12 protein-coding genes are annotated in these 13,889 nt (G+C 50.8%); 9 read left to right on the top strand and 3 right to left on the bottom strand.

The annotated features are described in order from the left end of the window. The first annotated feature begins 8 nt into the window (after positions 1–8). Positions 9–1,175, top strand: coding sequence for a clostripain-related cysteine peptidase (locus PGL02S_RS14805; protein ID WP_164762864.1), 1,167 nt, complete (start codon positions 9–11; stop codon positions 1,173–1,175). A gap of 7 nt (positions 1,176–1,182) precedes the next feature. Continuing rightward, entirely contained in the window at positions 1,183–1,647 is a 465-nt protein-coding gene (locus tag PGL02S_RS14800; protein ID WP_006212735.1) for a GNAT family N-acetyltransferase, read from the top strand. Positions 1,648–1,762: 115 nt separating this feature from the next. Here the strand turns inward: PGL02S_RS14800 and PGL02S_RS14795 are convergent, their stop codons facing one another. Next, the gene (locus PGL02S_RS14795; RefSeq protein ID WP_036643626.1) at positions 1,763–2,377 is read right to left on the bottom strand and encodes a nucleotidyltransferase domain-containing protein; all 615 of its coding nucleotides are present in this window, start codon (positions 2,375–2,377) and stop codon (positions 1,763–1,765) included. Between the two features lie 279 nt (positions 2,378–2,656). On the opposite strand from PGL02S_RS14795, the gene PGL02S_RS14790 reads away from it, so the two are divergent. The 4 genes from PGL02S_RS14790 to PGL02S_RS14775 all read left to right on the top strand — a co-directional run bounded on the left by PGL02S_RS14790 (position 2,657) and on the right by PGL02S_RS14775 (position 7,834). After that, positions 2,657–3,766 carry a hypothetical protein gene (locus PGL02S_RS14790; protein WP_036643499.1) on the top strand — a complete coding sequence of 370 codons (1,110 nt, stop codon included), beginning with the start codon at positions 2,657–2,659 and terminating at the stop codon, positions 3,764–3,766. A gap of 348 nt (positions 3,767–4,114) precedes the next feature. Continuing rightward, positions 4,115–6,139, top strand: a complete 2,025-nt coding sequence (locus PGL02S_RS14785; RefSeq protein ID WP_036643498.1) for a heavy metal translocating P-type ATPase — start codon at positions 4,115–4,117, stop codon at positions 6,137–6,139. A gap of 449 nt (positions 6,140–6,588) precedes the next feature. Continuing rightward, positions 6,589–7,530, top strand: coding sequence for a thioredoxin-disulfide reductase (gene trxB / locus PGL02S_RS14780; RefSeq protein WP_006212731.1), 942 nt, complete (start codon positions 6,589–6,591; stop codon positions 7,528–7,530). Positions 7,531–7,597: 67 nt separating this feature from the next. Then, on the top strand, positions 7,598–7,834 hold the full coding sequence (locus PGL02S_RS14775) for a glutaredoxin family protein (protein ID WP_006212730.1): 237 nt from the start codon (positions 7,598–7,600) through the stop codon (positions 7,832–7,834). Between the two features lie 115 nt (positions 7,835–7,949). Here the strand turns inward: PGL02S_RS14775 and PGL02S_RS14770 are convergent, their stop codons facing one another. Then, complete coding sequence (locus tag PGL02S_RS14770; RefSeq protein WP_006212729.1) at positions 7,950–8,153, bottom strand: hypothetical protein; 204 nt, start codon at positions 8,151–8,153, stop codon at positions 7,950–7,952. Positions 8,154–8,306: 153 nt separating this feature from the next. Then, positions 8,307–9,479 carry an ROK family protein gene (locus PGL02S_RS14765; RefSeq protein ID WP_036643497.1) on the bottom strand — a complete coding sequence of 391 codons (1,173 nt, stop codon included), beginning with the start codon at positions 9,477–9,479 and terminating at the stop codon, positions 8,307–8,309. 376 nt (positions 9,480–9,855) lie between these two features. Here PGL02S_RS14765 and xylA point away from each other — a divergent pair, with 376 nt between their 5' ends. The 3 genes from xylA to PGL02S_RS14750 all read left to right on the top strand — a co-directional run bounded on the left by xylA (position 9,856) and on the right by PGL02S_RS14750 (position 13,724). Further along, positions 9,856–11,172 carry a xylose isomerase gene (xylA, locus tag PGL02S_RS14760; RefSeq protein ID WP_036643496.1) on the top strand — a complete coding sequence of 439 codons (1,317 nt, stop codon included), beginning with the start codon at positions 9,856–9,858 and terminating at the stop codon, positions 11,170–11,172. A 143-nt stretch (positions 11,173–11,315) separates the two neighbouring features. After that, positions 11,316–12,812 (top strand): xylulokinase, encoded by a 1,497-nt coding sequence (xylB, locus tag PGL02S_RS14755; protein WP_036643495.1) that lies wholly within the window; start codon positions 11,316–11,318, stop codon positions 12,810–12,812. Positions 12,813–13,094: 282 nt separating this feature from the next. After that, entirely contained in the window at positions 13,095–13,724 is a 630-nt protein-coding gene (locus PGL02S_RS14750; RefSeq protein WP_036643625.1) for a bifunctional 4-hydroxy-2-oxoglutarate aldolase/2-dehydro-3-deoxy-phosphogluconate aldolase, read from the top strand. The last annotated feature ends 165 nt before the right edge of the window (positions 13,725–13,889 follow it).

The following is a 13,889-nucleotide window of genomic DNA, read 5'->3' as shown; positions in this document are numbered from 1 at the left end:
TCTCTGCCATGCATACAAGGTTGTTTCCCAAATTAAAGGCTCGTTACACCGTGCTGATCTATATGGTGGGCTCCGATCTGGAAACCAACTATGAGATGGCAAGCGGTGATATCAGGGAGATGATGGAGGTTGGCTCTTCCTGGGGTATACATATCGTGCTGCAAACCGGAGGAGCCAAGAAATGGGGACTGGATTTCATTCCCTCGGATCGCAAGTGCCGTTGGCTGGTACAACGCGGTCATTTGCAGCTGCTGCAGGAAACGGGGAATGCGAACATGGATATGGCAGAAACCCTCGGCGATTTTATAACCTGGGGCATTCAGCAGTATCCGGCAGAGAACTATGTTCTGATTTTATGGGGACACGGACTTGGCCCCATTGACGGATTTGGCGGTGATGAGCTTCACGGGAATCATAAAATGAAACTTGTCACTTTGCAAAATGCTTTGCAGCGAGCCTATCAAGTTACGCAGACGACATTCCGAATCATAGGCTTTGATGCCTGCAATATGGCCGGGCTGGAAATTGTATATGCGCTCAGGCATTATGCGGAGTATTTGGTGGCTTCCGTTGATTATACGAATCATAACGGCTGGGATTACAAGACGATTATTGAATCGCTGCGCCAAATGCCTGCGTTGACCGCTTCCAAATTGGGGGAGATTATCGTGAACAGCTATCGGCTCCATTCCAGGGAACATGGCGAGCTGCAGGATTTGCAGCAAGGGGTCATCCGGCTGGATAAGGCAGAGCGGATTGTTCACGCCCTGGAGGCGTGGAGCCAAGTATTGTTGGAGCGTATTGCCAGTGAGGATTCGTTTGATCTCATGAGACATGACAGAACCCGTTGCGAAGATTATGCAGAGGAAACAGATATGGTGGATCTGGTCGATTTATCCGGTCATTTCGGCCGCAGCTTTGGTTGTATGCAAGAAACCCATACCATTCAGGAAGCGATAGAGGATGCCGTTATCTATCATATGAAGACACCCGAGCATCCGAAGGCCAAAGGGATTTCCATCTATTTTCCCAAGCAGGATCAGGAACGTTTCATTGAAAAGTCAATGATCTATCAGCATCATGACTTCTCCGTCTCCTACAAAAAATTAATTGACCTGTATTCCCTTATCATGATTAAAAAGGATTATAATGGAATCTATCATCATATGAAATGAGGTTGTTATGTTGATCGAATTCGAGCGTTGGGAACGTCTGCAAAAGGATGATTTGCCGCTCTTGGAGCTATGGCTCGAGGATGCGGAAGTGCTGAAGAGAATGGACGGAATGCTCCCTCTGGGAGAGTGGTATGAGAATACGTCGCAAAACGATATGTACTTTACATGGCTGGCTTATATAGGCGAACAACCGATTGGAACGGTCATTATAGAACGGGACAACGAATCCGCTTATATCGGGATCATTACCAATCCAACACTCCGCTATCAAGGATACGGCAAGGCATTGATCAGCGAAGTAATGAAACGCCCCGAACTGCAAGCCGTGGCAAAATGGGTGGCCAGCATCGAGGAAGATAATAAACCGTGTTTGGCTTGTTTCTCAGCTCTGGGTTATGTGCAGGAGGAAGAGGAGCCAGATGAGGACGGATTTTTGGATCTTGTGTATGAGCGTGAACGCGAAAGGGACTGAACATAAATCCGATAGCCTGATCAGGCATTTATATGATAGTGGCTGTTCTGCGGGGATTTCGACGATACCGCGGGGCAGTCTTTTTTATGAGATCAGGGGGAATGCTTGGCGGCGGCTAGAACGATGATTGAATGTAATCGATCCAGGGATGTCCCTCTGGAAACTGTGTACGGAGCGCATAGATAAGCCATTCTTTAGCCTGTGGGTCAAGTAAGGGCAGAACCCTGATAAGATCCCTTTCATCTTTTTCACGAATCTTCTTGCTTCCCCCTTTGTATAGGAGCTGGATCTCTGGCCTCAGGTAAGGGATTCCGTGGTCCGTCTTTAAGAATATGTCCGGGAGCGGTCTTCGGATCGAAGGTTCTCTTCCATATATCCAGTTGTCCTGCTCGGCCTCAACCAGCATCATCTGGAATGAAAAAGGGGCTTCATGATTCTTGCTTACCCATACATCCCCAACGGCATGCAGATATTCGCCTTTCTCCCATAGAGATAAGGTTCCTTGGTCGGCTTTGTACAGCGTCCATTCTTGGGTTAATTCGGTGTAAATAACGGTTTGCTCTTCACGAAGGATGAAGATATCCATATCGCTGTGCTCCCTGGTCTGCTCTCCTACATATAAATCTAAAGCCCAACCGCCGGCGATGTGCCAACGAGCAGGAATGGCGGCAAAAATCTTTACGGCTTCCGGTACGCTAATCGGCACCCAATAATCATAGTCGGTTCTCATATGCATCTCAACTCTCCTTTACGTAATCCTACCGGTTTCGATCCATTCCTCCATTATAATGATTTCATCGTATCCGTAAACCGAAGATAAATTCGCGTTACGTATCCCCCATCCCATCGGCCTGACAGTCTGAAAAAGGAACAGAGGTACCGTTTCCCTTCATCTCGATATTTTTTTATCCATCGTTCATGCGGTGCACTGTATATTTCCAATTGTTTCATAATAGTCTGTAAGGAGGCGTTTATCCAATTCAACGTGAAAGGGAGTAGAAGGATAACCATGACGGAAAGGCAATGGGGAGCTGGCAGTGAATTGGGAGAGCGTCTATGGGAAGATGAAGCGTTCATCGAAGCAGGGGACAGCACGGCAAGTGAAAATTCTCCCGAGACGGATCTGCTGAAGCATTTTGCAATGGCAGGAGGAGTCACTCACGAGGAGGTGTTACTGCTGTTGGCATCGCCTGACGATATTGAGGAAGCTCTCAGGGTTTCGGGTATTCGGCATAACGGCACGGACAGACCTTCCTTGAGCCGTCTGCTGGGGTGGAGTGACCGGAACCGAAGACTGAAAGTCATGAGCCGATCCGCAGATCCTGAATCCATTACGCGTGATCTCAGGCAAGGAGCTCAGGGGATCGGATTAATACGCGGCGAAGATGCCCTGAAGCAAGGTCTGCTGCAGGAGGTATACTCGGCCTGGTTGAATTCACGCAGTGCGGAGAAAAGCGCGCTGTTAAGGCGGAGACTGATTATGTTATGGACGTCATATTGGGTGTCGATATTCCAAGCCGCGAATGGAGCCCGATGTGCAGTCAGCCTGCTTCTTGACTCCAGGCTGTCCAGTACGCTGGAGTTACGCGAGGCGCAGGATGCACAGCTGGAGTCCCTCTTCCGATCCATAGAGCAGTGCAGTGAGGAAGGCGTGGACTGTCAATTGGAGCTGCTGGCTGTACGTCCAGCTCATGCGGATGAGTTTATATCGATCCATAATTTTATGGAAGAGGTGGCAGAGCAGACCCTTATGGACCAGAAACGATTTGTTCGTATTCGCTATGGGGCACTGCTTGGAGAAGGGATGAACCCATCGGCAGCGGCTGAGATTGCCCGCTTGGCTGATGTGATTGTATTGGATTCGGAGGGGCTGGAGGATTCGGGGCCATCAGTGGAGACGACGGATAAGGTTATGGTGTTCTCGGATATGATCAATCGAATAAAACGCACGAAACCGCAGCTAACGCTTCGGATCAATGGGGTTGGAACCACGGATTTGCGGATGGTTTACCGGCAAGGCATACACGAGGTATGCTGTCAGCCTTCTGAGCTTGCAGCCATTCGAATAACAGGCGCGAGATTGGAAATGCGTCGCAGATGTTCACCCATCATGGATTAATTGTATCAGTATGAGAGCGCTTTAAATGGAAGTTACACATAGAGGAGGCCCTGCGGCGAGACCGCAGGGCCTCTTTTTGTTTAGCAGATAAGAGTTCTTCGGGGTAAAAAACAGAGCCCCGTGTTTGGTGTTTTTTATATTTTTAGAAAATGGTTAAAAAATGGGTTTACAAATGATGGGGATGTGAGTATGATACTTATAAAGTTGTATTAGGGAAAATAAATTGTATAAGTTCAAAAATGATTCTCATTCTCATTTAGCATGCTGCTCCGGCGAAGCCGGGGCAGCATGTGTCATTTTAAGGGTAGTAATAATGGATCTCATTCTCAACTAGGAAGGTGATTTGTAATGCAATGGATACAAAATCAAACGTCGACTGGACGCATATCATCCATAGAAAACGGGGCCGATCCGCGTGAGCCGCGGCAGCCGGGCAAGTGGGATTTACGCAGCCTGCTGAGCAATTCGGAGGTGGCTGCTGCGCTGGGCAGCGGCATGCTGATGCTGGTGGCTTGGCTAACGAGCCAATGGTCAGAGCCACTCTCAGTTGTGTTATATGTTATATCCTATGCCGTAGGCGGATGGGTGAAAGCGAAGGAGGGAGTCGAAACCCTTCTGAAGGAACGCGATCTCGATGTAAACCTGCTGATGATTGCTGCCGCTATGGGGGCAGCGGCCATCGGGTACTGGAATGAAGGGGCGATGCTGATCTTTATCTTTGCACTTAGCGGAGCGCTTGAGAGTTATACGATGGAACGAAGCCGTAAGGATATCTCTTCCTTGATGGAGCTGCAGCCGGAGACGGCGCTTCGAATTGAGAAGGGAGAGATGGTGTCGGTATCGATCGGCAAACTGGAGATTGGGGACCTGATTCTGGTGAAGCCGGGCGAGCTGATTCCGGCGGACGGCAAGATTTATCGTGGCGGCTCCTCTGTTAACCAGGCGTCGATTACCGGTGAATCCGTACCCGTTGATAAAGTCGTGGGCGATGAAGTGTTCACCGGAACGCTGAATGGTGAAGGGGTGCTGTACATCGAGGTGACGCAATCGGCAGAATCCACGTTATTCGCCAAGATCATCCGGCTTGTGGAAGAAGCGGAAAGCGAAGTGCCGGAATCACAACGGTTTATCAAGCGGTTTGAATCGATATACGCACGTATCGTTGTCATGGCAACCGTGGCGCTGATCGTTCTGGCAACTCCCGTCCTTGGGTGGGATTGGGATACTACTTTTTATAAAGCGATGGTGTTCCTTGTTGTGGCTTCCCCATGCGCGCTGGTGTCCTCGATTATGCCTGCGATGTTGTCGGCGATTTCCAATCGTGCCAGAAAAGGCGTACTGTTCAAAGGCGGCGCCCATATCGAGAATATGGCACGCACGGCGGTTGTAGCTTTTGATAAGACTGGTACATTGACGCTCGGTACACCTGAGGTTACAGATTTTATAGCAGGAGAGGGATGGGATCGCCAGGAATTGCTTGGCATCAGTGCCTCTATTGAAAGAATGTCGAAGCATCCGCTGGCATTGGCGATTGTTCAATCGGCCGAAAAGGAGGGGGCTTTGCTGCAGCAGGTTGAGAACGGCCAGTCTATAACAGGCTGGGGCATGCAGGCCGAAGTTGATGGCGTCACTTGGAAAATAGGAAAAAGCGATATTTTGGATGAAGTCGCTGGGGATGCACAAGGAATTACCGGTTCAATCGAACAGGACAGCTTGTCTGAATCCGAGGAGAATCGCCAGCACTGGCTGTCTATCCGCAACACCCTGGAATCCGAGGGCAAGACGGTATCCGTTATCTTGAGGGGAGACAGCATCGCGGGCATGATCGCTCTGCAGGATGCGGTCCGTCCACAGTCGGCCATGGCGGTTAAGCAGCTGCAGCAGTTGGGCATCAAGGTGGCGATGCTGACAGGAGACCGGAAGGCTACGGCGCAAGTGATTGCGAAGCAAAGCGGCGTGGATATGGTGTTCTCCGACCTGCTGCCTGAAGATAAAGTTACACACATTAAAGAACTACGTGCCCGTTACGGTCATGTGGTTATGGTAGGAGACGGTGTTAATGATGCACCGGCACTGGCTACTGCAACCGTCGGGATCGGCATGGGTGTCTCGGGTAGCGGCACGGCGCTGGAGGTAGCAGATGCGGTGCTGATGAATGACAATATCGATGAAATTGCCGGCACAGTTAAGGTGGCACGCCGGGTACAACGCATCGTGAAGCAAAATATGATATTTGCCATCACCGTCATCTTGACGCTGATTACAGCCAATTTCATCGAAGGTGTTGCGCTGCCGCTCGGGGTTATCGGTCACGAGGGAAGCACCATTCTGGTCATCCTGAACGGACTTCGCCTGCTGCGCTCCAAACCTTAATCGGTAAATAATTAGGTGAAGCGGCACAATTGATCATGTAACAAATTCCCCCTCTTTTCCTGCGTGGAGAAGAAGGGGATTACTTTATCCGGGACGAGAAGAATACGAATGGCCATAGCTGTCATTTTTTTTTCATCAAAAATTCATCTTTCTTCCGATATAAGAGCGGGATGGAGTCTGTTCATAGGCTGAAATTTATATAACCTCCTCTATAGGTACAATCAACCTTGAAGCAAGCGCTTCCATAGCAAAAGGCAGATAACGTGCTTAAAGTAAGAGGATGCAGTTCACTCCATATGTTGGTTTATTTTCCGATCATGAAGAATAGGTAAATAATATTTCCTCTGGGCTGTGAGGCGGCATATTGACATACGGCTCCGATATAACCATAATAAATATTAATTTATAATGATTATAATTAAGCGTTGCAGATATAGGAGGGAAATCATATGTACAAATCCGTTATTATCGGCACAGGCCCTGCGGGTCTGACGGCTGCAATTTATCTGGCTCGGGCGAATCTGAGCCCGCTCGTTATTGAAGGTCCGCAACCTGGCGGACAGCTCACAACCACTACCGAAGTTGAGAATTTTCCGGGTTTTCCCGAAGGCATCATGGGTCCTGAACTGATGGACAATATGCGTCAGCAGGCTGAACGCTTTGGTGCAGAATTTCGTACAGGCTGGGTAAACAGCGTTGAGTTCGGGGAGCGTCCGTTCAAGCTGGATGTGGACGGTTTAGGTGAGGTTGTTGCCGAAACCTTGATCATTTCTACAGGCGCAACTGCGAAGTATCTCGGAATTCCAGGAGAACAGGACAACGTGGGACGCGGTGTAAGCACCTGCGCAACATGTGACGGATTCTTCTTCCGCGGCAAAGAGATTGTTGTCGTTGGGGGCGGAGATTCCGCGCTGGAAGAAGCGAACTTCCTGACCCGCTTTGCGTCCAAGGTGACGCTGGTGCACCGCCGCGAAGAGATGCGTGCCTCAAAAATCATGCAGGACCGTGCCCGCGCTAACGAGAAAATCGAATGGGCACTGAACCGTACACCACAAGAAGTCATCGCAGACGAGTCCGGTGTTAAAGGGATCAAGGTGCTCAATAACGAAACGGGTGAAGAAGAGACGATCGCCGTAAGCGGTGTGTTTGTAGCAATTGGTCATCACCCGAACACAGGCTTCCTGGGCGGAAGCATTACGACCGACCCTAACGGTTATATCGTAACTACGCCAGGAACCTCCGAGACGAATATCCAAGGCGTATTTGCTTGCGGTGACGTGCAGGATACCCGTTACAGACAAGCGATCACGGCAGCAGGAAGCGGCTGTATGGCAGCTATGGATGCCGAGAAGTACATTGAGAGCTTGGAACACAGCGCGGTCGTGTTGTAAACTGTATAGATAGAGATCGAACTGGCTCTAATAGAATCAAATCATAAGTAGAGGAGACTGACCGACCATGGAAAATGTTATTGTATACACCTCCAACAACTGCCCACACTGTAAACAAGTGAAAGGTTTCTTGTCCGATCAAGGCATCGAATTTGAAGAGCGCAACATCGAACAAAACGACGAGTTTGCTCAACAAGTATGGGATATGGGCGTTCGTGCAGTACCTCTCACCATCATTGGTGAGCACCGCATTCTTGGCATGAACAAACTTCAGTTCAACAAAGCGTTGAATCCGGAAGCTTAAGATCATCGATACCTTATGGCAAGCGAACCGCTTGTTTCATGATATGAGAAAAAAAGCTCTTTCCCTGGCCAGGGAAAGAGCTTTTTTGGCTTCAAGCAGATGCTGCAACGGGTGTTTATTTGCTAAAGAACAGACTCATGATGATCTGAAATACAACATACACACCCACGCCGGAGCCGAGAAGAATGAAGCCGTTTTTTTTCTTGCCTTGAAAAAAACGCATAATGCTGAGACTGAACAAAGGTGCGATAACTAGGAGAAACAGCAATACAGTTACAAACATTTCTGGCGATATATCCGCAATGCTTACATAGGTCATTTGAGCGGTTCCTCTCCCTTTAGTATAACAATCACACGCATTCCCATAATGAAAATGATAATTTAAATGTCAGGACGAGATTAATTATAGCGGAAAATCATGAAATTTTCCTTAATATGCAGGGCGTTAATTACGACAAAATATCGTCAATTTTTAATGAATCGGCATGGATACCCTTACCGGCCCAAGAAATTGCGAGATGGCAGAATATGCTGCGCCAATCAGGGTAGAACGGCTGCCCAACTCGGCAAACCGGATCTCCATCAGCTCCCGGTGGTAGGGAAGCGTTCGCTGGGCGACGACCTGCTGCAGTGTTTCCTCAATCCAGGGCCGGGCATCAGAGAGCGGTCCACCGATGATAACCGACTGTGGATTGAATCCATTGACAAGATTGGTAATGCCGACACCCAGAAAGCGCCCCAGCTCTTCAAAATGGCGGATCGTTTCTTCATGGCCCTGCTCGGCGTAATGGATAAGCTCGGACGTTCGTCTGGAGGGAAGAGCCGTACCTTTGCTGTCGTAGGATTTCTCCGAAGCGTACAGCTCCCAGCAGCCGCGGTTGCCGCAGGTGCATTCCCGTCCTTCGGCTTCGATGGACATATGCCCGCTTTCGCCCGCATACCCGCGGGCGCCTTTATAGAGCTCGCCATTGATAATGATGCCGGAGCCGATACCGCTGCCGGCGCTAATATACAGGAGGTGGCGGGCATCCTGGCCGGCTCCGAATCGAAGCTCGCCTTGAGCGCCGGCATTCGCTTCGTTATCGATGGTAACGGGAAGTCCCAGTTCGTGCTCCAGCTGCTTCTGAAGGGGCACCATGTCCCAACCCAGATTGGGTGCGAAGAGCACGGTGCCGTCGCCGTCCACCATGCCCGGTACACCCACGCCGATCCCGATGATGCCGTAATGGGAGGGTGGGGCCTGTCTCATCAGGCCGTTAATCATGCTTACCATGAGCCTGGTCACCGATTCAACGTCATGCCCTTCAAGCGGCCTATCGTCTTCGGCCAGGATGCGGCCTTCAAGATCCGTCAGAACTGCGGTCATTTGTTTGACGCGCAGCTCTACGCCGATGGCATAACCGGCCTTTCCGTTGAACAGGAGCAGCTGCGGCTTTCTGCCGCCGCTGGATTCTCCGGGTCCGATCTCCTGGATTAGATGATGACTGCTCAGTTCTTGTACGAGATTGGAGACGGTGGCCTTGTTCAGCCCAGTCAGCTTGGACACCTTGGCCCGGGAGACCGGGGCGTGCTGACGTATCGTATCCAGAATAATCGATGTATTAATTTTCTTGACCAAAGCCTGGTCACCGGTAATATTCGTCATGTGCATTCATCCTTTTAGTCTTGCTTTGATGATGATTTATTTGTCATAAAGACTTGATAGCTCATAGTCTAGGGGCAAAGTTCGGAAATTGCAACAAGGTGTAACGTCGTACAGGGGAAACGCTGCCCTTGTACAGAGGGGCTCTGCGGGCGAGGTTCGCTGTTATCTATCGGGATGGTTCCGCTGTTCGGTTCGTGGGCACAACGTGAGCATAGGGGCACACTGGCAAACGGCAGCCGTAATAGTATGGACCATCGGGCTTGTAAAAGTTGTAAAAGAATAACTTTGTTTAACCAATAGACAAAGTAGAAAAGCTGTGTTAGGATAGCCTTGTAAGCGTTAACCAAACCTTAATAAGGTATAGGAGGATTTATTCATGGCCTATTTTAACAACGTCAGCAAAGTGGAATACGAAGGCAGCCAATCGACCAACCCTTATGCTTTTAAATTTTATAATCCGACAGAAGTTGTAGCCGGCAAAACGATGGAAGAGCATCTCCGTTTCGCGATGGCTTACTGGCATACATTGACTGCGGGCGGCTCTGACCCGTTTGGGGCCGACACAGCGGTTCGCCCTTGGGGCAGCTACTCCGGTATGGACCTTGCAAAAGCCCGCGTAGAAGCAGGCTTTGAGTTCATGGAGAAATTGAACCTTCCGTATTTCTGCTTCCACGATGTGGACATTGCTCCGGAAGGCAGCAATCTGCGTGAGTTTTACAGCAACATTGATACGATTGTGGATTCGATTGAAGATCATATGAAATCCACCGGCAAAAAACTGCTGTGGAACACAGCGAACATGTTCACGAATCCGCGCTTTATGCATGGCGCAGGCACGACTTGCAACGCTGATGTGTACGCACATGCAGCAGCACAAGTGAAGAAAGGCCTTGAGGTTGGTAAACGCCTTGGCGCCGAGAACTATGTGTTCTGGGGAGGCCGTGAAGGTTACGATACCCTGCTGAACACGGATATGGGTCTTGAGCTGGATAACCTGGCGCGCCTGTTCCATATGGCGGTGGATTATGCGAAGGAAATCGGCTTTGACGCCCAATTCCTGATCGAGCCTAAACCGAAGGAGCCGACGAAGCATCAATATGACTTCGATGCGGCAACCACAATTGCATTCCTGCAGAAATACGGTCTCGACAAGCACTTTAAATTGAACCTCGAAGCAAACCATGCAACGCTGGCTGGTCATACCTTTGAGCATGAGCTTCGTGTAGCGCGCATCAATGGCATGCTCGGTTCCCTTGATGCGAACCAGGGCGATATGCTGATTGGATGGGATACCGACGAATTCCCGGTTAATATCTATGATGCTACCTTGACGCTCTATGAAGTGTTGATGAATGGCGGTCTCGGTCGCGGCGGCGTGAACTTTGACGCCAAGGTTCGCCGTCCATCCTTCGAGCCGGAAGATCTGTTCCATGCTCACATTGCAGGCATGGATACCTATGCCAAAGGCTTGAAGGTGGCAGCGAAGCTGATTGAAGACCGTGTGTTCGAAGACTTCATTGCGAACCGCTACAGCAGCTTCAACGAAGGCATCGGTGCGAGTGTTGTATCCGGCAAAGCCACGTTGGCTTCCCTTGCAGAATATGCGTTGAACAATGAGTCCCCTCGTCAGAATCAATCCGGTCGTCAAGAAATGCTGAAAGGGATTCTGAATCAGTACATTCTTGCAAACTAATGTAATGCATGCTGGCTTCAAGTTGGCTCTATGACATTCAAACTTTCACCGGCTCCCTACAGGGAAGCCGGTGTACTTATTTCATACAAGGAAACCAATACACCTTTCATATTCGGTTCATGATGAAACGAAGGAGGATCTAGATGAGTTACGTTATCGGAGTTGATTTGGGAACCAGTGCGGTGAAGACCGTGCTGGTGGACCGCAGCGGCACGGTAGTCGCCGAGCATTCGGAGGCGTATCCGCTGAGCCAGCCGAAGCCGGGTTACAGCGAACAGCGGCCGGAGGACTGGGTAGACAAAACGGTATTGTCGTTACGTCTGTTGATGGAGGGGAACGACATCTCTCCAGCCGAGGTTGAGGGATTGAGCTTCTCCGGGCAAATGCACGGTTTGGTATTGGTAGATGGAGAGGGCGCCGTGCTGCGTCCGGCCATTCTGTGGAACGACACCCGTACAACGGCGCAATGCCGCCGTATTGAGGATACCTTGCAGGAGAAGCTGCTCGGCATCGCGCGCAACCGCGCGCTGGAAGGCTTTACCCTGCCGAAAATTCTGTGGGTGCAGGAGTTTGAACCGGAACTGCTTGATCAGGCAGCCCTGTTCCTGCTGCCGAAGGACTATGTACGATACCGCTTGACCGGACAGTATGCGATGGACTATTCCGATGCTGCCGGGACGCTGCTGCTGGATGTGGCGGGAAAATCATGGAGTGCGGATATACTGGATGCCTTCCATCTGCCCCACAGCTTATGCCCGCCGCTGGTCGAATCCTTCGACGAGTGCGGAACCCTGCTGCCGGAGATCGCGAGGCAATCCGGTCTGCGGCCGGAGACGAAGGTATTTGCCGGCGGCGCGGACAACGCCTGCGGCGCGATCGGTGCCGGTATTCTGGAAGAAGGGCAGACGATGTGCAGCATTGGCACATCGGGCGTGGTGCTGTCCTACGAGGAGCGGCGCGAGGTGGATTTTGAAGGGAAGGTCCACTTCTTTAATCACAGCGAGAAGGACGCCTACTATATTATGGGCGTAACCTTGGCGGCTGGATACAGCTTGACCTGGTTCAAGGATACCTTTGCACCGGACGTTTCCTTTGATGAGCTGTTAAGCGATATCGGGAGTATCCCGGCTGGCAGCGGTGGTCTGCTGTTCACGCCATATATTGTCGGTGAGCGCACACCGCATCCGGACGCTGCCATTCGCGGCAGCTTCATAGGAATGGACGCAGGACATAAGCTGCCTCACTTCGCACGATCGGTACTGGAAGGAATCACGTTCTCCCTGCGTGAATCCATCGATATTTTACGTGCATCGGGCAAGCAAATTGACCGTGTCATTTCCATCGGTGGCGGTGCCAAGAACGAAACCTGGCTGCAGATGCAGGCGGATGTGTTCAACGCCGAAATGGTGAAGCTGGAAAGCGAGCAGGGCCCTGCCATGGGCGCAGCGATGCTTGCAGCTTATGGCTGCGGCTGGTTTCCAAGCCTTCAGGATTGCGCAAGGGAGTTCTTGCGGCCAGCTCGCGCTTATTCTCCCGATCCTGAAGCGGTTCAAGTATATGACAAGCTGTTCGGACTCTATCAGAGCGTATACGGAGCAACGCGCGAGCTCGGCGCAGCGCTGTCCGCATTCCGTGGATAATTCATGTAGGATACAGAATCGCAGGTCAGGGATGATATTCCTGGCCTGCTTTTTTTGCGTGAGCGCTTATGACGGCATATACTTGAATCAGGCTGAAGGCTCGCCCGGAGACATTGTGAGGCAGAGGCTTGGATAAGGCTCCTGGAAGCGCGGCTGTTATTATCTTTTTTTTGCAGATGGCAGGTTCTTGAGGCTCTGTAACATGTGATCATTATGTAGCATTTGGGATTATATCGATTTAGGATAAAGCGGGACGTGTAAAAAGAAGGGGAGGGCATGGGATTGAAACTGACTGCTGAACTCAAGCGCGAGAAAATCGTTGCCATTGTGCGCGGCATTACCCGAGAACAGGCAGGCTTCGTAGGAGAAGGATTGTGCCGGGGTGGAATCCGGTTTATGGAAGTGACCATGAATACCGAAGGTGCTCTGCATATTATGGAGGACTGGCGTACCCGATATGACGGTGCTGTATATGTAGGGGCGGGGACCGTCCTTGACGTGGAGATGGCGAAGGAAGCAGTCTGTGCAGGAGCACAGTTTCTGATCTCCCCGAATACGGATCTATCCGTCATTGAGTATGCCTTAGAGCAGGGAATTGACGTGTGGCCCGGAGCGATGACGCCGACGGAGATTGTGGCGGCCTACGCAGCCGGGGCTGAGATCGTGAAGCTGTTTCCTACGGCCAGCCTGGGCCTGGAATTCATTCGGGAGCTTCAGGGACCGCTCCATCATATTCCGCTGCTGGCAACGGGGGGCGTGACGCTGGATAACCTTGCGGACTATTTTGCAGCTGGCGCGGCAGCGGTCGGCCTGGGCAGTTCGCTGCTTCCCAAGGACGCACTGGCTGCCGGCAATAGGGATGAAATCACGAGTCGCGCCGCTGCTTTTGTGAATGCAGCCAAGGGGCTGTAGCACGTATAGTTTGAGAGGTATGAACCATCGCCAAGAGGGTCGATTCAATAGTTACACTTTGTTCATCCTTTACAATGCAGGTTATCTTTTGGAAACTTACTACATAAGGAATATATAGACAAGTTATGGTATTATTTAGGGTAGCTTGGTTATGTCATTGCTGCC

Source organism: Paenibacillus glucanolyticus NBRC 15330, from assembly GCF_004000885.1.
Taxonomy (GTDB): Bacteria; Bacillota; Bacilli; order Paenibacillales; family Paenibacillaceae; genus Paenibacillus_AQ; species Paenibacillus_AQ glucanolyticus.
The sequence above is the reverse complement of the archived record's forward strand: the minus strand, read 5'-3'. Positions and strand labels throughout refer to the sequence as shown.

What these genes read in the sequence shown, in the direction of transcription:
- PGL02S_RS14785 (WP_036643498.1), top strand. Translation starts at nt 4,115, where the DNA reads ATGCAATGGATACAAAATCAAACGTCGACTGGACGCATATCATCCATA.
- PGL02S_RS14805 (WP_164762864.1), top strand. Translation starts at nt 9, where the DNA reads ATGCATACAAGGTTGTTTCCCAAATTAAAGGCTCGTTACACCGTGCTG.
- xylB (WP_036643495.1), top strand. Translation starts at nt 11,316, where the DNA reads ATGAGTTACGTTATCGGAGTTGATTTGGGAACCAGTGCGGTGAAGACC.
- PGL02S_RS14800 (WP_006212735.1), top strand. Translation starts at nt 1,183, where the DNA reads ATGTTGATCGAATTCGAGCGTTGGGAACGTCTGCAAAAGGATGATTTG.
- PGL02S_RS14795 (WP_036643626.1), bottom strand. Translation starts at nt 2,377, where the DNA reads ATGAGAACCGACTATGATTATTGGGTGCCGATTAGCGTACCGGAAGCC.
- trxB (WP_006212731.1), top strand. Translation starts at nt 6,589, where the DNA reads ATGTACAAATCCGTTATTATCGGCACAGGCCCTGCGGGTCTGACGGCT.
- PGL02S_RS14775 (WP_006212730.1), top strand. Translation starts at nt 7,598, where the DNA reads ATGGAAAATGTTATTGTATACACCTCCAACAACTGCCCACACTGTAAA.
- PGL02S_RS14765 (WP_036643497.1), bottom strand. Translation starts at nt 9,479, where the DNA reads ATGACGAATATTACCGGTGACCAGGCTTTGGTCAAGAAAATTAATACA.
- xylA (WP_036643496.1), top strand. Translation starts at nt 9,856, where the DNA reads ATGGCCTATTTTAACAACGTCAGCAAAGTGGAATACGAAGGCAGCCAA.
- PGL02S_RS14790 (WP_036643499.1), top strand. Translation starts at nt 2,657, where the DNA reads ATGACGGAAAGGCAATGGGGAGCTGGCAGTGAATTGGGAGAGCGTCTA.
- PGL02S_RS14770 (WP_006212729.1), bottom strand. Translation starts at nt 8,153, where the DNA reads ATGACCTATGTAAGCATTGCGGATATATCGCCAGAAATGTTTGTAACT.